The sequence below is a fragment of the Paracoccus sp. SM22M-07 genome, assembly GCF_001887735.1.
GTDB lineage: Bacteria > Pseudomonadota > Alphaproteobacteria > Rhodobacterales > Rhodobacteraceae > Paracoccus.
In genome coordinates, this window is sequence record NZ_JPKW01000001.1 from 373,324 (window position 1) to 392,169 (window position 18,846).

At 66.9% G+C, this 18,846-nt stretch carries 21 protein-coding genes; 9 read left to right on the forward strand and 12 right to left on the reverse strand.

All coding sequences use genetic code 11. The features are described 5' to 3' along the window. The first annotated feature begins 3 nt into the window (after nt 1–3). Together IE00_RS01920 and recR are read left to right on the forward strand one after the other, a co-directional pair. On the forward strand, nt 4–348 hold the full coding sequence (locus IE00_RS01920; RefSeq protein WP_072295351.1) for a YbaB/EbfC family nucleoid-associated protein: 345 nt from the start codon (nt 4–6) through the stop codon (nt 346–348). A 3-nt stretch (nt 349–351) separates the two neighbouring features. Further along, entirely contained in the window at nt 352–951 is a 600-nt protein-coding gene (gene recR, locus IE00_RS01925; RefSeq protein WP_072295352.1) for a recombination mediator RecR, read from the forward strand. Nucleotides 952–1,046: 95 nt separating this feature from the next. On the opposite strand, the gene IE00_RS01930 is transcribed toward recR, so the two are convergent. From IE00_RS01930 to IE00_RS01945, 4 genes are all read right to left on the reverse strand, one after another. Next, nucleotides 1,047–1,499, reverse strand: coding sequence for an Hsp20 family protein (locus IE00_RS01930; RefSeq protein WP_072295353.1), 453 nt, complete (start codon nt 1,497–1,499; stop codon nt 1,047–1,049). A gap of 118 nt (nt 1,500–1,617) precedes the next feature. Then, nucleotides 1,618–2,913 (reverse strand): glycolate oxidase subunit GlcF, encoded by a 1,296-nt coding sequence (gene glcF, locus IE00_RS01935; protein WP_072295354.1) that lies wholly within the window; start codon nt 2,911–2,913, stop codon nt 1,618–1,620. Next, entirely contained in the window at nt 2,913–3,953 is a 1,041-nt protein-coding gene (locus IE00_RS01940) for an FAD-binding protein (RefSeq protein ID WP_072295355.1), read from the reverse strand. Before IE00_RS01940 ends, glcF begins: the two co-directional genes overlap by 1 nt. Next, entirely contained in the window at nt 3,943–5,403 is a 1,461-nt protein-coding gene (locus tag IE00_RS01945) for an FAD-linked oxidase C-terminal domain-containing protein (protein ID WP_072295640.1), read from the reverse strand. The genes IE00_RS01940 and IE00_RS01945 overlap by 11 nt, the downstream gene beginning before the upstream one ends. A 95-nt stretch (nt 5,404–5,498) precedes the next feature. Between IE00_RS01945 and IE00_RS01950 the strand changes: the two genes are divergently transcribed. Then, nucleotides 5,499–6,263, forward strand: coding sequence for a DUF599 domain-containing protein (locus IE00_RS01950; protein ID WP_072295356.1), 765 nt, complete (start codon nt 5,499–5,501; stop codon nt 6,261–6,263). On the opposite strand, the gene IE00_RS01955 is transcribed toward IE00_RS01950, so the two are convergent. After that, complete coding sequence (locus IE00_RS01955) at nt 6,181–7,368, reverse strand: MFS transporter (RefSeq protein WP_072295357.1); 1,188 nt, start codon at nt 7,366–7,368, stop codon at nt 6,181–6,183. The two genes, IE00_RS01950 and IE00_RS01955, sit on opposite strands and share 83 nt — an antisense overlap. Nucleotides 7,369–7,474: 106 nt before the next feature. Then, nucleotides 7,475–7,873 (reverse strand): hypothetical protein, encoded by a 399-nt coding sequence (locus tag IE00_RS01960; RefSeq protein WP_072295358.1) that lies wholly within the window; start codon nt 7,871–7,873, stop codon nt 7,475–7,477. A gap of 55 nt (nt 7,874–7,928) precedes the next feature. On the opposite strand from IE00_RS01960, the gene IE00_RS01965 reads away from it, so the two are divergent. Beyond that, a complete protein-coding gene (locus IE00_RS01965) occupies nt 7,929–8,711 on the forward strand; it encodes an alpha/beta fold hydrolase (RefSeq protein ID WP_072295359.1) in 783 nt (260 codons plus the stop codon). On the opposite strand, the gene IE00_RS01970 is transcribed toward IE00_RS01965, so the two are convergent. The 4 genes from IE00_RS01970 to IE00_RS01985 form a co-directional block, all read right to left on the reverse strand. Further along, nucleotides 8,708–9,013: a hypothetical protein gene (locus tag IE00_RS01970; protein WP_072295360.1), complete on the reverse strand. Its 306-nt coding sequence runs from the start codon at nt 9,011–9,013 to the stop codon at nt 8,708–8,710. The genes IE00_RS01965 and IE00_RS01970 overlap by 4 nt on opposite strands. A gap of 35 nt (nt 9,014–9,048) precedes the next feature. After that, nucleotides 9,049–9,423 carry a cell division protein ZapA gene (gene zapA, locus IE00_RS01975; RefSeq protein ID WP_072295361.1) on the reverse strand — a complete coding sequence of 125 codons (375 nt, stop codon included), beginning with the start codon at nt 9,421–9,423 and terminating at the stop codon, nt 9,049–9,051. Nucleotide 9,424: 1 nt separating this feature from the next. Beyond that, nucleotides 9,425–9,973: a hypothetical protein gene (locus IE00_RS01980; RefSeq protein WP_072295362.1), complete on the reverse strand. Its 549-nt coding sequence runs from the start codon at nt 9,971–9,973 to the stop codon at nt 9,425–9,427. A 111-nt stretch (nt 9,974–10,084) separates the two neighbouring features. Continuing rightward, nucleotides 10,085–11,851, reverse strand: a complete 1,767-nt coding sequence (locus IE00_RS01985; RefSeq protein ID WP_083553971.1) for a BCCT family transporter — start codon at nt 11,849–11,851, stop codon at nt 10,085–10,087. 215 nt (nt 11,852–12,066) lie between these two features. Here IE00_RS01985 and IE00_RS01990 point away from each other — a divergent pair, with 215 nt between their 5' ends. From IE00_RS01990 to hisH, 4 genes are read left to right on the forward strand one after another with little or no spacing between them, the layout of a single operon-like run. Then, nucleotides 12,067–12,723: a TrkA family potassium uptake protein gene (locus IE00_RS01990; RefSeq protein WP_072295363.1), complete on the forward strand. Its 657-nt coding sequence runs from the start codon at nt 12,067–12,069 to the stop codon at nt 12,721–12,723. Beyond that, the gene (locus IE00_RS01995) at nt 12,720–14,072 is read left to right on the forward strand and encodes a TrkH family potassium uptake protein (RefSeq protein WP_240493765.1); all 1,353 of its coding nucleotides are present in this window, start codon (nt 12,720–12,722) and stop codon (nt 14,070–14,072) included. Before IE00_RS01990 ends, IE00_RS01995 begins: the two co-directional genes overlap by 4 nt. Nucleotides 14,073–14,117: 45 nt before the next feature. After that, the gene (gene hisB / locus IE00_RS02000) at nt 14,118–14,705 is read left to right on the forward strand and encodes an imidazoleglycerol-phosphate dehydratase HisB (RefSeq protein WP_072295364.1); all 588 of its coding nucleotides are present in this window, start codon (nt 14,118–14,120) and stop codon (nt 14,703–14,705) included. Next, the gene (hisH, locus tag IE00_RS02005) at nt 14,705–15,334 is read left to right on the forward strand and encodes an imidazole glycerol phosphate synthase subunit HisH (protein WP_072295365.1); all 630 of its coding nucleotides are present in this window, start codon (nt 14,705–14,707) and stop codon (nt 15,332–15,334) included. Before hisB ends, hisH begins: the two co-directional genes overlap by 1 nt. A gap of 79 nt (nt 15,335–15,413) precedes the next feature. On the opposite strand, the gene IE00_RS02010 is transcribed toward hisH, so the two are convergent. Beyond that, nucleotides 15,414–16,319 (reverse strand): aminotransferase class IV, encoded by a 906-nt coding sequence (locus IE00_RS02010; RefSeq protein ID WP_072295366.1) that lies wholly within the window; start codon nt 16,317–16,319, stop codon nt 15,414–15,416. A 118-nt stretch (nt 16,320–16,437) separates the two neighbouring features. Between IE00_RS02010 and ade the strand changes: the two genes are divergently transcribed. Next, complete coding sequence (gene ade, locus IE00_RS02015; RefSeq protein WP_072295367.1) at nt 16,438–18,135, forward strand: adenine deaminase; 1,698 nt, start codon at nt 16,438–16,440, stop codon at nt 18,133–18,135. Here ade and IE00_RS02020 read toward each other — a convergent pair whose 3' ends face one another. Continuing rightward, nucleotides 18,136–18,717: a d(CMP) kinase gene (locus tag IE00_RS02020; RefSeq protein ID WP_072295368.1), complete on the reverse strand. Its 582-nt coding sequence runs from the start codon at nt 18,715–18,717 to the stop codon at nt 18,136–18,138. Between the last annotated feature and the right edge of the window lie 129 nt (nt 18,718–18,846).

An 18,846-nucleotide genomic window follows, 5' to 3' on the forward strand; every position in this document is an offset into this window, starting at 1 on the left:
GACATGATCAAGGGTTTGGGCGGCATTGGCGACATGGCCAAGATGATGAAGGCCGCCAAGGATATGCAGGAAAAGATGGCGCAGATGCAGGAAGACCTGTCCAGCGTCACCGTGACCGGTGAATCCGGCGCAGGCCTGGTCAAGGCGACCTGCACCGTCAAGGGCGAGCTGACGGCGCTGGAAATCGATCCGTCGATCTTCGTGCCCTCGGAAAAGGAAGTCGTCGAGGATCTGATCCTGGCGGCCATCAAGGAAGCGCAGCGCGCCGCCGAGGAGAAGATGCAGGCCGAAATGGGCAAGATGACCGAAGGCCTGGGCCTGCCCGCCGGCATGAAGATGCCCTTCTGATCCATGGCCCAGGGCAGCGACGACATCCAGGCGCTGATCGCGCTGATGGCGCGGCTGCCCGGGCTCGGGCCGCGCTCGGCCCGGCGCATCGTGCTGCAACTGGTGCGCAAGCGCAGCCAGCAGATGACCCAGCTGGCGCAGCTGCTGGACCGGGTGGCGGTCAATTCCCGCGAATGCACCATTTGCGGGAACATCACCGATCGCAACGAATGCGCCATCTGCACCGATCCGGCCCGTGCCACGGGGGAAATCTGCGTGGTGCAGGACGTGGCCGACCTTTGGGCGCTGGAACGCGGGCAGGCCTTCAAGGGCCGCTATCACGTGCTGGGCGGCACGCTCTCGGCCCTGGACGAAGTCGGCCCGGATGAACTGGGCATCCCCGCCCTGATCACCCGCATCCATGCCGAAAACATCTCCGAGGTGATCCTGGCGCTGAACGCCACGGTCGATGGCCAGACGACGGCGCATTACATCGCAGACGCGCTGGAAGGCAGCGACATCTCGGTCACGGGGCTTGCCCAAGGCGTCCCCATCGGGGGTGAACTGGACTACCTGGACGACGGCACCATCAGCGCCGCCTTGCGCGCCAGACGCCGCATCTGAAAAAGGGCGGCCCGTCTGGACCGCCCTTCCGGTTCCGCAGCGACGCGAACGGGGGTCCGGGGGCAGTCAGCCCCCGGCCGTCGCGGGACGCAAGCTCAGGCGTCCAGCTTTTCCACCTTGCCCGCCGTCTTGGCGATCTCGATCCGGCGCGGCTTCAGGGCCTCGGGGATCTCTCGCACCAGGTCGATATGCAGCATGCCGTCCAGATGGCTGGCACCCTCGACGCGCACATGGTCGGCCAGGGTGAACTTGCGTTCAAAGGCGCGGGTGGCGATGCCACGATGCAGATAGGTGCGGGTTTCGTCCTCATCGGCCTTGCGGGCCGAGATGATGACGGCACCGTCGCGCATCTCGACATTCAGGTCATCGGCGCTGAAACCGGCAACGGCAACGGAGATGCGATAGGCATCCTCGCCGGTCTTCTCGATGTTATAGGGGGGATAGGTGGGGGCTGCCACGTCGGCAGACAGGGTCCGGTCCATCACATCGGCCAGTCGGTCGAAACCGATCGAAGCACGATAGAGCGGAGTCAGGTCAAAGTTACGCATGGGTCACATCCTTACGTCAAAGCGATGTCAACAGAGATGCCCCCCGATCATCGGGCGGGCAGATACCGACGCCGTCATGGCCGCCGGTGACGTTGATTTAGGATCGCTCGGACGCCGTTCAAGACCCCAGTGACGCGGGTTTCGGCCCGCCTGTCGCCCAATCCAGCAGTTCGACCGTATGCACGACCGGCAGGGCCGTCCCGCCGCCGATCTGCATCATGCAGCCGATGTTTCCGGCGGCGATGACCTGCGGCTCCAACACCTGCAGCGACGCCACCTTGCGCGCCTTCAACTGCGCCGACAATTCGGGCTGCAACAGGTTATAGGTCCCCGCCGATCCACAGCACAGATGCGGGTCGGCAGGCTCGACCACCTGGAAACCGGCCTGGGCCAGCAGGTCCTTGGGCGCCGATCTGATCTGCTGGCCATGCTGCAGCGAACAGGCCGAATGATAGGCCACGCGCATCCCCTGCCCCGCGTCGCCCGTGCTGTCGGGCAGGCCAAGCGCCTGCAGGAACTCGGTCACGTCGCGGGCAAGGCCAGCAACGCGGCGGGCGTCATCCTCCATCAGGTCGCCCGCGAAAAGATGCCCGTAATCCTTGATCGCCGTCCCGCAGCCCGAGGTGTTGATGACGATGGCATCGACCTTGCCCCCCGCCTCGGCGGCCAGCAGGCGCGCGATGCTGTCGCGTGCGTGGTCGCGGGCGTCCTCCTCCTGGCCCATATGCAGGGTCAGCGCGCCGCAGCAGCCGAATTGCGGCGGGATCACCACCTGGCACCCCGCACGGCGCAGCAGGCGGATGGTCGCGTCGTTGATGTCGGTGTTCAGCGCCCGCTGCGCGCAGCCGATCATCAGCACCACCCGCGCGCGCTGTGGGCCGATCGCCGCGAAGGTCTGGCCGCGGTCGTTGCCGCTGACCGGGGGGACGCGTCCGGGGGCCATGTCCAGCATGGCGCGCAGCCGCGCATCCGGCATCAGCCGCCGGAAGGGCCGCGCCAGCCGCGCCCCCGCCAGCGCCATCCGGAACCGCCCCGGATGGGGCAGGATCGCCGTCAGCAGCCGCCGCAGCATCCGGTCACGCCACGGCCTGCGATAGGTCGCGTTGATATAGCTGCGCGCGTGATCGACCAGATGGGCGTAATTCACCCCCGATGGGCAGGTCGTCATGCAGCTGAGACAGCTGAGGCAGCGATCCACATGCTTGACGGTCTTTTCATCCGCCGGACGACCCGATTCCAGCATGTCCTTGATCAGGTAGATCCGCCCCCGCGGGCTGTCCAATTCGTCGCCCAGCACCTGATAGGTCGGGCAGGTCGCGGTGCAGAACCCGCAATGCACGCAGCTGCGCAGGATCTTGTTGGAATGCGCGACGGCCGGATCGGCCAGCTGTTCGGGCGTGAAATTGGTCTGCATCAGCGGGCCCCCCGGAAAATGCCGCGCGGATCGAAGCGGTCGCGCAGGTCGCGCAGGATGCGGTCGGTGACGGGATCGGGCGGCGGCAGGATTGCCGCCCCCTGCCCCGCGATGCGGCGCGCATGCCCCGCGAAATGCGGCAGATCGGGGGCCTGCCCCCGGGGCATCGCCACATGGATCAGCGCGCCGCCCCAATCCAGCAGCATCGGCTGCGGCAGCCGTTCCAGCAGGGTTGGCGCCTGCGAGGGGCGGCAGATGATGCGCCAGACATCCTGCGCGGGATCGGCCGCGGCTGGTGCCGGGCGATGCCAGGGGTGGTCTTCGATTTGCGACAGGCTGCCGAAATCCGACAGGCGGCGCGCCAGTTCGGCGCTGCGGCTGGCGACCGATGCGCGCAGCCCCTCCAGCCGGATCAAGGCGCCGTGGTCCGGCGTCCAGCGTGCGGCGCTGACGTCATAGGGACCGCCAAGCGCCACCGTGAAGGCAGGGATCGCGCCCGCCGCGTCCAGTTCGCGCAGTTGCAGCGTGTTCGTGACCTGCGGCAGGGGCGTCGTGCGGAAGGACAGCTCGGTCAGCACGCCCAGCTGGCCGCGGCTGCCCGCCATCAGCTTGACCAGGTCATATCCGGTGACGTTCTTCATCACCCGCCCGCCATTGCGGATGACCTGCCCCTGACCGTCGACGAAGCGCACCCCGATCAACGCATCGCGCGCGCTGCCCGCCAGAACCCGCCGGGCGCCCGCCGCATTCGTGGCGGCCACCCCGCCGATGGTCGAGCCCGGCAGATCATCGGGTTCAAACCCCAGCATCTGGCCTTCGGCCGCCAGGGTGTCGCGGACGGTCTGCAGCGGGGTCCCGGCGCGGACCACCAGGGTCAGCGCCTCGGGTTCATAGAGCGTGACGCCGGTCATGGCGGTCATGTCCAAGCGCGCGCCCTGCCCTTCGCCGGGCCAGAGCCGCGTGCCGCCGCCAATGACCGACAGCGGGCCCGTCGCGTCGCGGATCAGCGCGGCAAGATCGGCTTCGGTCTCAGGCCGCATCGGAGGTCGTGCTGTTCAGGCGGCGGTCACGGCGCGGGGCCGACACCTCCAGCGGAAAGACCTTGGCGGCGTTCAGCAGCCAATGGGGGTCGAAGGCATCCTTGACGCGCATCTGCGCCTCAAGGTCGGGGGGATTGAATTGCGCGCTCATCAGGTCGCGCTTTTCGATGCCGACGCCATGTTCGCCGGTCAGGCAGCCGCCGACCTCGACACACAGGCGCAGGATGTCGGCGCCAAGCGCCTCTGCCCGGTCCAGATCGCCGGGTGCGTTCGCGTCATAGATGATCAGCGGGTGCATGTTGCCGTCGCCCGCGTGAAAGACATTCGCGACCGCCAGCCCGTATTGCCGCGACAGATCGCCGATGCCCGCCAGAACCATCGGCAGCGCCGTCACCGGGATCGTCCCGTCCAGGCAGATATAATCGCCCATCTGGCCCATCGCCCCGAAGGCCGATTTCCGGCCCAGCCAGATGCGGCGGGATTCATCCTCGGACCGGCTTTCGCGGAATTCGACGGGATCAAAGCGCATGGCGATGTCGCGGATCAGCGACAGCTGTTCGTCGATTTCCGGGGCGGTGCCCTCGACCTCGACGATCAGCAGCGCCTCGGCATCGGGATAGCCGGCATGGGCATGGGCCTCGGTCGCGCGGATGCAGGGGCTGTCCATGAATTCGATGGCCACGGGGATGATGCCTGCGCGGATGATGGCCGCGACGCAGGCCCCGGCGGTTTCACTGCTGTCGAAACCGATCAGCACGGGGCGCGCACCCGCCGGACGGGGCAGGATGCGCAAGGTCGCCTCGGTCACGATGCCCATCTGGCCCTCGGACCCGCAGATCACCCCCAGCAGGTCCAGACCGCCGCTTTCGCCCATCGGGCCGCCCAGCTCGACCACGCTGCCATCCATCAGCACCATGGTCACGCCCAGAAGGTTGTTGGTCGTCACCCCGTATTTCAGGCAATGCGCCCCGCCGGAATTCATCGCGATGTTGCCGCCGATCGCACAGGCCAGCTGGCTGGAGGGGTCGGGCGCATAGAAGAACCCGATGCCTTCGACCGCCGCCGACACCGACAGGTTCGTGCGCCCCGCCTGCACCCGGATCAGCCGGTCCTGGGCCGACACCTCCAGCACCTGCGTCATGCGCGACAGGCCGATCACCACCGCATCCGCCGTGGGCATGGACCCGCCTGCAAGGCTGGTGCCTGCGCCGCGCGGCACCACGGGGACGCGCATCTCGTGGCAGATGGCCAGCAGTTGCGCGACCTGCGCGGTCGTTTCGGGCAGCACCACGGCCAGGGGCGCGCAGCGATAGGCCGACAACGCATCGCATTCATAGGCACGCGTTTCGGCGGGATCGTCGATGACGGCACCGGGAAGCGCGGTCTGCAACCTTGCGACGATGGCCTGGCGTTGCGCCATCACCGCTGCATCGGGTACGGGCATCTGCATCATGGCCGGTCCTCCCCTCCCTGCCTGTTCGAATTCGACGATAGGGGGGTGGCCGGGGGCTTTCAAGCGCCGTGACCTCGGCATAGAGTCGCGCCATGAACCCGTTGGACCTGATCACCACCCATCCCCTGGCGCTGCCCGACCTTCTGGCGCTGATCCTGCTGTTCGCGGCATGGTTCGGAATCGGCTGGTTCACCGAACGGCCGCCCGCGGGGCGACCGTCGGTTTCGGTGCTGATGACACGGTTCCGGCGCGAATGGATGCATCAGTTCGTCGCCCGCGATCCGCGCATCTTCGACGGCAACATCCTGTCCAGCCTGCGCGAGGGCACCGCGTTCTTCGCATCCGCCTGCATGATCGCGACGGGGGGCCTGCTGGCGCTGATCGGCAATGCCGAACGCTTGCGGGGCATCGCCGCCGAACTGGAATTCGACCCGACGGCCAATACCGGATGGGAATTGCGGTTGCTGGTGACGATGGTCTTCATCGTCAACGCCTTCCTGAAATTCGTCTGGGCGCATCGGCTGTTCGGCTATTGCGCGGTGCTGATGGCCTCGGTTCCCAACGACCCCAACCATCCCGACGCGAGCGATCGTGCCATGCAGGCGGCCGATCTGAACATCACCGCCGCGCGCAGCTTCAACGCGGGCCTGCGCAGCGTCTATTTCGCCTTGGGGTCGCTTGGCTGGCTGGCCGGGGCCTGGGGGCTGATGGCGGGAACCGCCATCGTGCTGTGGGTGACGTGGCGGCGCGAATTCGCCTCGACCTCTCGCAGGGTCATCCTGCGGTCGCTGCCGCCGCCCGTGCTTTCCGACCGTGACGCAGTGCAAGCGTCCAGGCCACGGCCCCCGCAATCGTAAGCAGCACGCCGACGACGCCGGGCGCACGCCAGCCCCACCCCGCGCTGAGCGCCAGCCCCGCCAGGAAGGGACCAAGCGCATTGGCCGCGTTGAAGGCCGCGTGGTTCATCGCCGCGGCCATGCTTTGCGCCGATCCCGCCACGTCCATCAGCCGCGTCTGCAGCGGGATGACCAGCCCGGCCCCCGCCGCGATCAGGAAGGATGACAGCACCATCATCGGCCAGTTGCCCACCGCCAGCGCGGCAAAGCCCTGCGTCAGCGCCATGGCCAGCAGGCTGACATAGGCGGCGCGGTCGATGCCAAGCGCCTCGGTCATGCGGCCCGCGCCCCAGGTGCCAAGCGTGCCGCCCACGCCAAAGACCGCCAGTGTCAGCGGCACCACATAGGCGGGCGCATCGGTCGTGGCCAGGATCGCCGCCGTCAGGAAGGCATAGACGGAAAACAGCCCCCCGAACCCGATGGCCCCCACCGCCAGCACCCACAGGACGCGCGGATTGCGCAGGGCCTGCAATTCGTCCCAGGGGCGCGCGTCGGGATTGCCACCCACACGCGGTGCAAAGCGCAGGATCGCCCAGGCAGAAGCCAGCGCCAGCACGCCGGGCAGGGCAAAGCCCCAACGCCAGCCGATGCTCTGCCCCATCCAGCCGGCCAGGGGTACGCCGATGATATTCGCGATGGTCAGGCCCAGCAGCACCCGCGCCGCCCCACGCGCCCGTTGCCCCGCGGGCAGGGCATCGGCGGCATAAAGCATCGCCACGCCCAGGAAACCGCCATGTGGCAGGCCCGCCAGGAACCGCATGCCGGTCAGGCTGGCCAGCCCCGGCATGATCGCGGCCAGCATGTTCACCAGGCCATAGAAGGCCATCAGCGCCGCAAGATAGCGCCGACGCGGCAGCTTGGCCCCCAGGATCGAGGTCAGCGGCGCCCCCACCACCACGCCCAGTGCATAGGCGCTGATGACATGGCCCGCCTGAGGGTCCGACAGCCCCAGATCCGCGGCAAAGAAGGGCAGAAGCCCCATTGCCGCGAATTCGGATGTGCCGATGGCAAAAGCGCCAAGGGACAGCGACAGGATCGCTGCGCGGAATTCTGATTTCTGGGTCATCGGACGGTCCTGCGCGCGAATGGATTTGCGGCCCACGAAACAGCTTGGCCCGGCTTTGGCAAGACGCCGGCTGCGAAGGTCAGGGTTGCACCCTGTGCATGTGGCGCTAGAGCATGCCCCGTTGGATCATGATCCACAGCGCCACGCCCCCCAGCACCAGCAACCCCAGCACGACCGAGGCCGCAAACCCGATCGCCCGCCCCTGCCAGCGCGAGATCTCGCCCAAGGGTCGCAAGTGGGCGACCAGCGCCGCGTGATCGCGGGCAAGACCGTCCAGCGGCAACTGGCGGGCCACCTTGGGTTGGGCGGCCATGCGCCCCGCATCGGCCAGGCGCCTGGCCCGGCGGCGCAGCCCGGCAGGCAGCGCACCGCCCCGCCGACGCATCATCTGATCCAAAGGTGGGCGTTCGCCCCGCTTGGCCCCGCCAAAGCGCGATGCCATCAGGATGGCCACTTCATCGGCCATGGCGGAAATATCTTCGAAACTGCTGGGCGTTCGGGTCATGGGGCGCAGAATAGACGGGATGGCAGCCGCGCGCCAGACGATCTAGAGTGTCCCCATGAAGCTGCATCACGATATCATCGGGCCGGAAAGCGGCCTGCCCGTCCTTCTGGTCCACGGCCTTTACGGCCAGGGGCGCAACTTGGGGGCCCAGGCCCGCAGGCTGGCCGACACCCGGCGCGTCGTCACCGTCGATCTGCGCAACCATGGCGACAGCCCGCATGACCCCGATGCCAGCTATGCCGCGCTGGCGGGCGATCTGGCCGAACTGATCGCCGATCTGGGCGGACGCGTCGATCTGGTCGGCCATTCTATGGGGGGCAAGGCCGCGATGATGCTGGCGCTGACCCATCCGCAGATGGTGCGGCGGCTGGTGGTCATGGATATCGCGCCCATCGCCTATGGGCATGACCAGACCCGCTATATCGACGCGATGGAAGGCCTGAACCTGACGCGCATCGACCGGCGCAGCCAGGCCGACACCGCCCTTGCCGAATCGGTCCCCGAGGCCGGCACCCGCGCCTTTCTGCTGCAGAATCTGGACCTGAAATCCGATCCCCATGCCTGGCGGCTGAACCTCAAGGCGCTGCGCGATGGCATGGGGCAGATCATCGGCTGGCCCGACGACCTGCCTGCAGGCAATTTCGACGGCAAGGTCATGGCCCTGCGCGGCGCCCTGTCCGATTACGTCACCGAAGCCGGAGAAGAGGCCCTGCGCCACCATTTCCCGCAGGTGCGGGTCGTCACGCTGAAGAACGCCAGCCATTGGCTGCATGCGGACGCCCCCGAGGCGGTCTCCGAGACGCTGGCGGCGTTTTTGGGCGACGGCACCGACGCTTAATCGCGACAGCGCAGATCGACGCGGGCCACGGCGGATGCCGCATGGGCCTGCGTCGTCATGCTGGCGGGGATCACGTCGCAGCCGGTCGCATCCTCGGCGGCGCGGACCATCTGCAGGGGCAGATCGCCGCGTTTGGCGCGCGACACGCCGTCCAGCCGGATGATCTGGGCTTCGGTGTTGCGACGAAAGACGGCGAAGCGCATACCATCGACGGTCACGTCACGCCGTTCGGCCCCCATGAAATCGACCGAGGGCGAGGCGCAGCCCGCAAGGGCCAGCAAAAGGAGAGGGATCAGGCGCATTCCGCAAGAATGGCCCGAAACCTGCTAACAAATCGTTAAGATGCCTGCCCGCCGCCGCGCTGCTCCTCAAGACGGTCGGCCAGCGATTCCGCACGGGCGGCCATTTCGGCCATCGCCTCCTTGAGGTCCGAGGGGATCACAGGAACCTCGACCCGCGGCGGGTTCGCCTGCAGCCGTGCCGCCAGACGTTCGGCCCTTTCGGCGCGATCCTCCAGCGTGGCAAAGCGGTCGGCCAGCATCAGCCCGGCCAGCAACAGCAGCCGCGCCTCGGGGACGCGGCCCGCCTGTTCCAGAATCTGGCGCGCCTCGCCGTCCAGAACGGCAGCGGCGCGTTTCAGCAGGCTTTCCTCGCCGTCCTGCGCACCGATGCGGTATTCCTTGTGTCCGATGGTGAATTCGACCTCGGCCATGTCAGATCCCTTCCTGGGTTGGGGCGGGTTCGGGGTTCTGCTGATCATCCGCCTGCGCATCGCCCAGAAGACGCTCCAGCTCGGCCATGATCTCGCCCATCTGGGCGATTTCGGCCTGGCGCGCGGCGCGCAGGGCCTTGACCTCGGCTTCCAGCGCGTCGCGGATTTCGTCGGCACCGATGCCGCCGGTTTCCTGCGCCTCGATCAGGTTGCGGTTCGCCTCGGCCAGCTGGTCGTTGGCCGCGGCCATTTCCGCGTTGCGCTGCGTGGCCTCGTCCAGCTGACGGCGCAGATCATCCTGATCCTGATCCTGATCCGGCTGGACGGCATCCTGGTCTGGCTGGACGGCGGGTGCCTCGACCGCAGGGGCTTGGCGCAGCTGGTCGTTTTCCGCCTGCAGCTCTTCCAGCTGACGGGTCAGGGCCGCGATCTGCGCGGGGTCTTCACCGGGCGCTGTGGCTGGTACTGCGGCGGGCTGCGTGTCCAGCAGCTGGTCCAGACGGTCAAGCGCGGCGCTGAGCCGGCGTTCGCTGGCAGAGATATCGCTCATGTGCGTCGGTCCTTTGGTATCGATCGGACGGTTTTCGCACCCTATGGGCGATAAGACAAGAACGGGCAGGAAAACCCTGCCCGTTCCCTGTGCATCATTCAGGCGCGCGCATCACTTCAATTCGCGCTTTTCGGCCTGAAGGCCTTTGACCAGGGCATAGCAGGCCCCCAGCAGCACCATGGTGAAGGGGAAGCCGGTCGAAACCGCCATGGCCTGCGCCGCGGCCAGTCCCCCGCCCAGCATCAGGGCGATGGCGACCAGGCCCTCGATGCTGACCCAGAAGATGCGCTGCGGCACGGGCGCGTTGACCTTGCCGCCCGCCGCGATCGTGTCGATGACCAGCGAACCCGAATCCGACGAGGTCACGAAGAAGACGATGACCAGCACGATGCCGACAAAGCTGGTGATGGCCGACAGGGGCAGCTGACCCAGCATCTCGAACAGCTTCAGTTCAAGCGCCGCATCGGTGATGCCCATGAAACCGCCCAGCGTCTCGTCGATGGCGGTGCCGCCCAAGGCCGTCATCCACAGGATCGAGATGACCGAAGGCACGATCAGCACGGCGATCAGGAACTGGCGCACGGTCCGGCCACGCGACACGCGCGCGATGAACATGCCGACGAAGGGTGACCAGCTGATCCACCAGGCCCAGTAGAAGGCCGTCCAGCCGTGGCGGAAGTTGTCATCCGTGCGACCGAAGGGGTTCGACAGCGGGATCAGCTCCTGCGCATAGGCGCCCAGATTGCTGAAGAAGCCGGTCAGGATCGCCACGGTCGGGCCGACGACGATGATGAACAGCAGCAGGACGATGGCCAGGATCATGTTCAGCTCGGACAGGCGCTTGACGCCTTTCTCGACGCCCAACACGACCGATGCGCCCGCGACCATGGTGATCAGGACGATCAGCACGATCTTGGTGGTGTTGCCGTCCGACATGCCAAAGAGATAGTTCAGGCCGGCGGTCGCCTGTTCGGCCCCCAGGCCCAGCGATGTCGCAAGCCCGAAGATCGTTGCCAGCACGGCGGTGATGTCCACCACATGGCCCGGCCAGCCCCAGATCCGCTCCCCGAAGATCGGGTAGAAGACCGAGCGCAGCGTCAGTGGCAGGCCCTTGTTATAGGCGAAAAGACCCAGCGCCAGAGCCACCACGGCATAGATCGCCCAAGGGTGCAGGCCCCAGTGGAAGATGGTGGCCGCCATGCCCAGACGGCGGGCCGCCTCGGGGTCGTCGACTGCGCCGCCCAAGGGGGCCCAGTCGGTGCGGATTCCGTCCTCCATGGTGACGCCGCCCAGCGCCGCCTGAAAATGGCCCAGCGGTTCGCTGACGCCATAGAACATCAGGCCGATGCCCATGCCCGCGGCGAACAGCATCGCGAACCAGCCCGTCAGGCTGAAGTCCGGCGTCGCGTCCGGCCCGCCCAGACGGACCGAACCCAAAGGCAGCACGATCAGCGCCAGGCACAGCAGCACGAAGATGTTGCCCGCCATCATGAAGAACCAGTCCAGATTGGCGGTCATGCCATCGCGCAAACCTTCGAAGACGGGCTGCAGCTGGGCGGGGAACAGCATCGTGACGACGGTGAACAGCACCACGGCCGCGGCCGATATGCCGAAGACCGGGTTGTGGACGTCGAAGGCGAAGGGCGCGCGGCCTTCGATGTTGTCCTGACCGATGGTGTAATCCGTCTCGATGATCTCGGTCGGGCCCTCGGGTTCGGGAATGGGCTCGGCCCCGTCTTCGGTCTGGGGATCGGGCACCGGTTCAGGTGCGGGTTTCGGCTTGTCGCGGTCGAAACGGCCTTGCAGGGCGTCGCGTTCGCGCGTCCGGTCGCGGGGTGTGCCCTTGCCGCCGGGCGGCTTCGGAGGTGTCTGTGACATCTGTCCCTTTCTGATTTTTCTGATCGGGTGGAGGTCCTTGGACCCTTGGCGGGTTTCCGCCGTATGACATTTGTTCTCTCACAATCACATGAGAAAGACCACCACGCGCCAAAGGTTCCCCTCCAAGGCGCCACCGCGTCACGCCAGATGACAGCTTGACGCCAAGCGCCAGCAAGTTACAGCATTCGCGCGTTTTGCCATCTCACGAGGGATTCATGGGCAAGGTCAGTCGCAGCTTCGTCGTCATCGGCTTGGGCGCCTTCGGCAGCGTCGTCGCCGCCGAGCTGGCGCGCTTCGGCAACCAGGTGCTGGGCATCGACAAGGATCCACGCCGCGTCGCGGCCCTGGCCGAACAGCTGCCGGCATCCATCATCCTGGACGCCACCGACGAAGGCGCGCTGCGCGAGGCGGGGGTTGACCGCTATGATGTGGGGCTCGTCTCGATCGGCAACGACCTGGAAAGCAACGTCATCGCCGCCATGAACCTGCGCCTGATCGGCGTGGGGCATATCTGGGCCAAGGCCGACAGCCGCACCCATCACCGGATCCTGTCCAAGATCGGCGCCGACCGCGTCATCCTGCCGGGATTGGAGATGGGCCGCCACACCGCGCAGATGCTGAACAACCCGGCGGTGCAGGATTACGTCAGCCTGGGCAACGGGTTTTCGGTGGTGAACCTGATGATCCCCCAGCGCCTGTCGGGCCGCAAGCTGTCGGAACTGCAGGCGGGGCCGGGGGTGCAGATCCTGGGGATGATGCGCGGCACCGAATATCGCTGCGTGCGCGACGAAGACCCCGTGCTGCAGGCCAATGACCGCCTGCTGCTGCTGGGCAAGCGCGTCGATCTGACCAATTTCGGCGACCGGCTGTGAAACGCCCCCGCACGCCCCAGCGTGCGCTGCGGCGCTGGCTGTCCCGCACACCGCCCCCTGCGGTGCTGGCGGTGGGCTATCTGGCGCTGATCGGGCTGGGCGGGTTCCTGTTGATGCTGCCGCCGATGGCACGGGCGCCGATCACGCTGATGGATGCGCTGTTCACCTCAACCTCGGCGGTGACGGTGACGGGGCTTGCGGTGGTGGACACGGAACTGACCTTCACCTTCTGGGGCGAGCTGGTCATCATCTTCCTGGTCCAGCTGGGCGGTCTGGGCCTGATGACCTTCGCGGTCCTGCTGTGGTCGATGCTGGGCCTGCCGATGGGCATCACCCAGGGCAACTATCTGCGCGAAGACCTTAACCAGACCTCCTACACGCGGCTGTCGCGGCTGGTCTGGACCATCCTGCGCATCGTCATCATGGCCGAAGTGGCGGGCGCCATGCTGCTGTCGCTGTCCTTCATGCCCAATCACGGGCTGGCGGCGGGGCTGTGGCATGCGATCTTCCATTCGGTCTCGGCGTTCAACAATGCCGGCTTCTCGACCTTTTCGGCGGGGCTGACGGATTACGCGCTGGACCCGATGGTGAATACGGTCGTGCCCGCCTTGTTCATCGCCGGCGGCATCGGCTATGTCGTCATCGCCGATATCTGGCAAAAGCCGGTCTGGCGGGGCTGGTCGCTGCACACGCGGATGATGATGATCGGGACGGCGGTGCTGATCGTCGGCGGCGTGGCGATGACGGCCTTCCTGGAATGGAACAACCCCCGCACCCTGGGACAGTTCGACAATGCAGGCGCGCGCCTGACGGTCGCCTGGTTCCAGGGCGTGACCACGCGGACGGCCGGTTTCAATTCGACCGATATCGGCGGGCTGCATGATTCGACATCGCTGATGTACATGATCCTGATGATCATCGGGGCCGGTCCGACATCGACGGCGGGCGGTCTGAAGGTGACGACCATCTTCGTGATGCTGCTGGCCGCGGTGGCCTTCCTGCGCCGCCGGACCGAGGTCACGGCCTTCGGCCGTTCCATCCCCCTGGGCGACGTCCTGAAAGTGATGGCGCTGATGACCATCGCATCCGGCGTCATCCTGACGGCGATCTTCACCCTGATGATCAGCCATGACGGCGAATTCATCGATATCGCCTTCGAGGTGTCCTCCGCCTTCGGCACCACCGGCCTGTCGCGGGGCTATACCGCGCAGCTGTCGGATTTCGGGCGCCTTGTCATCATGGTGGTGATGTTCCTGGGCCGTGTCGGGCCGCTGACACTGGGTTTCTTCCTGGCGACGCGCACGACGCCACGGGTGCGCTATCCCGCCGGTCAGGTTCATCTTGGCTGACCCGCCCGCAGGGCCTATAAGGCCCGCGCGACGAAAGGACATCCCATGCGCCAGGCGACCATCACCCGCAAGACCTCGGAAACCTCGATCGAGGTGACGCTGAACCTCGACGGCACCGGGGTCTATGACAACCGGACCGGCGTGGGGTTCTTCGATCACATGCTGGACCAGCTGTCGCGGCATTCGCTGATCGACATGACCATCCGCGCCGAAGGCGATCTGCATATCGACGATCACCACACGGTCGAGGATACGGGCATCGCCATCGGACAGGCCCTGGTCGCGGCGCTTGGCGACAAGAAGGGCATCCGCCGTTACGGCAGCTTTCTGTTGGCCATGGACGATTCGCTGGTCCGTGCGGCGCTGGACCTGTCGGCGCGGCCCTATCTGGTCTGGAACGTCGATTTCCCGTCGGAAAAGATCGGCAGTTTCGACACCGAACTGGTGCGCGAATTCTTCCAGGCGCTGTCCACGCATGGCGGCATCACGCTGCATGTGGACCGCATCCACGGCCTGAACAGCCACCACATCGCCGAAGCCGCCTTCAAGGCCGTCGCCCGCGCCCTGCGCGAGGCGGTGGAACCCGATCCGCGCATGGCGGGCGTGCTGCCCTCGACCAAGGGCGCGTTGTGATGCGGGTCGCGCTGGTCGATTACGACAGCGGCAACCTGCATTCGGCCGAAAAGGCGTTCCAGCTGATGGGCCGCGACGCGGGCGTCGATGTCATCGTGACCTCGGACCCCGAGGTCGCCGCCCGCGCCGACCGCATCGTGCTGCCCGGCGACGGCGCCTTCCCGGCCTGCCGCACCGCCCTGGGCGAGGTGGACGGCATGGCCGAGGCGATCCAGGACGCGGTGATCACCCGCGGCGTGCCCTTCATGGGCATCTGCGTCGGCATGCAGATGCTGGCCACCACCGGGCATGAATACCGCGAAACCCCCGGCCTGAACTGGATCGGCGGAGAGATCCGCGCCATCGCCGCACCTAACCTCAAGGTTCCGCATATGGGCTGGAACGACTTGGTCATCGACCACCCCCACCCGGTGCTGGAGGGGATCGCGACCGGCGATCACGCCTATTTCGTCCACAGCTGGCAGTTCCAGGTGACCGACCCCGCGCATCTGCTGGCGCATGTCGAATACGGCGGACCGGTGACGGCGGTGGTCGGGCGCGACAACATCATCGGCACCCAGTTCCACCCCGAGAAATCCCAGCAGATCGGTCTTCGTCTGATCGCGAACTTCCTGCGCTGGAACCCCTGAGGGGCTTCTTCTTTGACGCAAATACCCTCGGGGGAATCCGGCATCAGCCGGATGGGGGCGGAAGCCCCCGCCCCTGCCCTCAGCCGCCGACGTAATCCGCGTAAAGCGCCGCGATCCGCGCCGTCACCGGTCCCCCGACACCGCCGCGCATGTCGCGCCCGTCGATGCTGGCCACCGGCGTGATGCCCCCCAGGGTGCCGGTCACGAAGGCTTCGTCCGCGGCATAGGTCTGGGCCAGGGTAAAGTTCCCCTCGCGCAGGACGCCCCCCGCCTGGCGCCACAGCCGCATCACCGTCGCCCGCGTGATGCCGTTGAAGCAGCAGGCGCCGTCCGACGTCCACAGCTCCTCTCCACGCACGACAAAGAAATTGGTCGAATTGCAGCTGGCGACAAAGCCGCGGTCGTCCAGCATCAGCGCCTCGTCGGCACCCATGCCAATCGCCTGGTTCAGCGCCTGGATGAAGTTCAGCCGGCTGTGCGAATTCAGGCGCAGGTCGAACACATCCGGCGTCGAACAGCGGATGGCCGATGTCATCAGCCGCAGCCCCCGCGCCTTCAGTGCCGCGTTGGGCTGCTTCCATTCGGCCAGGATTACCACCGTCGCGCCGCCGACAGTGAAGCGCGGGTCCTGGTTGATCGTCGTCTTGACCCCGCGCGTGACCATCAAACGGATATGGACGCCATCTTCCATCCCGTTGGCGGCCAGCAGGTCCATGATGCAGGCGCTCAGCGCCGCGCGGTCCATGCCGATATCCAGGCCGATGGCATTCGCCCCTTCATAGAGCCTGTCCAGATGCGCGTCTTGTGACAGGATGCGCCCACGGACCAGACGCAGCCCCTCCCAGACGCCGTCGCCCAGGCCGAAGCCCGCATCAAAGATCGACACCACCGCCCGGTCGCGCGGCACCAGCTGGCCGTTCACATGGACAAGAACCCGGTCGTTGCGGTCGTCATGGGCATAGCTTTGGGCGCTGGCATTGGACATCGGAACCTCCTGCTTTTGTCCGGGCAGGCAATCACGCGGTCCGACCAAGGGCAAGCGGGTCTGGACGCCCCCCCCGCTTTGCTGTCATGTGGCGCACCAAAAATGATCGGAGCGGCAGATGGACGAACTGGAACGGCGTATCGCACAGGCACGGGGCGACATGCCCGCGGATCTGGTCCTGCGTGGCGGTCAGGTCTTCGACCTGGTGACCGGCGCGATGATCGGCGGCGACGTGGCGATCTGCAGCGACCGGATCGTGGGGATCGGCGCCAGCTATGACGCCCAACGCATCATCGACGTCAGCGGCCTGACGCTGGTGCCGGGCTTCATCGACACGCATCTGCATGTCGAAAGCAGCCTGGTGACCCCCTTCGAATTCGACCGCTGCGTCACGCCTCGCGGCGTCACCACCGCCATCTGCGACCCGCACGAGATCGCCAATGTCATCGGCCTGGACGGCATCCGGTATTTCCAGGCCGCATCCGAACATCTGCTGATGGACCTGCGGGTCCAGCTGTCCTCCTGCGTGCCATCGACCGATATGGAAACATCGGGGGCGGACATCCTGGCCGACGATCTGGCGCAGGTCATGGGCCACCCTTCGGCCATCGGGCTGGCCGAGTTCATGAACTATCCCGGCGTCATCCACCGCGATCCGGCGGCGATGGCCAAGCTGCGGCTGTTCGCGGGCGGCCATATCGACGGCCATTGCCCACAGCTGTCGGGCCGCGACCTGAACGCCTATGTCGCTGCCGGCATCCGCACCGAACACGAGGCGACGACCGCCGACGAGGCGCTGGAAAAGCTGCGCAAGGGCATGCGCGTGCTGATCCGCGAAGGCTCGGTCAGCAAGGACCTGGACGCGCTGCAGCCCATCCTGACGCCCGCCACCAGCGCCTATCTGTGCCTGTGCACCGATGACCGCAATCCGTTGGATATCGGCGAACACGGGCACCTGGACTACATGATCCGCCGCCTGATCGCGCTTGGGACCGATCCCCTTGCCGCCTATCGCGCTGCATCCCTCTCCGCCGCCGAGGCCTTCGGACTGAAGGATCGCGGGCTGATCGCGCCGGGCCTGCGCGCCGATATCGTGGCCATCGACAGCCTTGAGGGGTGCAACGCGCAACTGGTCCTGACCGGCGGACGCGTGGTCGATGATGCAGCCTTTGCCGGGCGTGGCCATGTCGACCCCGTGGCCCGCCGGTCGGTCCAGGCGCCCACCGTGGCCGCGCAGGATTTCCGCTATTCCGGCAACCGCACCGAAACGCCGGTGATCGGCATTCTGGAAGGCAAGATCATCACCGAGCACCTGACCATCGACATCGCCCCCGAAGATGGCGACAAGCGCCCCGACCCGGCGCGCGATCTGATGCGGATCGCGGTGATCGAACGGCACGGCAAGAACGGCAATATCGCCACGGGCTTCGTCAGGGGGTTCGGGATCACGCGCGGGGCCATCGCCTCGACCGTCTGCCATGATCATCACAACATTGCGGTGGTGGGCGCGGATTACGCCGACATGGCGCTGGCCGCCAACCGCCTGTCCGATATCGAGGGCGGCTTCGTCGTCGCGCTGGACGGCCGGATCGTGGCCGAACTGCCCCTGCCCGTCGCCGGCCTGATGAGCCTTGATCCCTTCGAGGATGTCCGCGACCGCCTGGTCATCCTGCGCGATGCGGCCCGCGAGCTGGGCGTCACGCTGGAGGAACCCTTCCTGCAGTTGGCCTTCCTGGCCCTGCCGGTCATCCCCGCCCTGAAGATCACCGATCGCGGCATGGTCGATGTCGCGAAATTCGAGATCATCGCCCGCTGATCAGCGGGCCTTGCGCACCGTTTCGATGGCAAGGGCGATCGCCTGATCGACGCTGAGGGTGCTGGTGTCCAGCACCACCGCGTCATCGGCGGGGCGCAGCGGCGCCGCGGCACGTTCGCTGTCGCGGCGGTCGCGTTCCTGCAGCTGGACCAGCATCTCGGCCGGATCGGCGCCCAGTTCCGCCGCCCGCCGTTCCGCCCGCACCCGGTCCGAGGCGACGACATAGAGCTTGACCTGCGCATGGGGGCAGATGACCGTGCCGATGTCGCGTCCGTCCAGCACCGCGCCCGGTTCCTGCGCCGCGAAACGGTGCTGGAAATCGACCAAGGCCGCCCGAACCTCGGGGATGGCGGCGATGCGGCTGGCGGCCTGCCCCGCCTCGGCGCTGCGCAGGTCGGGGCCGGTCAGGTCATCGGCGCACAGGTTTTGCGCCGCCATCACGGGATCGCCGCCCTTGGCGCCCGTGGCGCGATACAAAAGACCGGTGTCCAGATGGTGAAAGCCGAAATGCGCCGAAAGCGCCCGCGCGATCGTTCCCTTTCCCGAAGCTGCAGGTCCGTCAATGGCGATGATGAAGGGCATGGCGGTCGTTCCGGTCTGGCATGAATGGGATCGGCCAACCCTTTGCACATCCAACCCCGAAAGGTCCAGCATCGCCTGCCTTACCCGCCCTGTTTCCCGTTATGCGATCCATCGCAGCCAATAAACCGT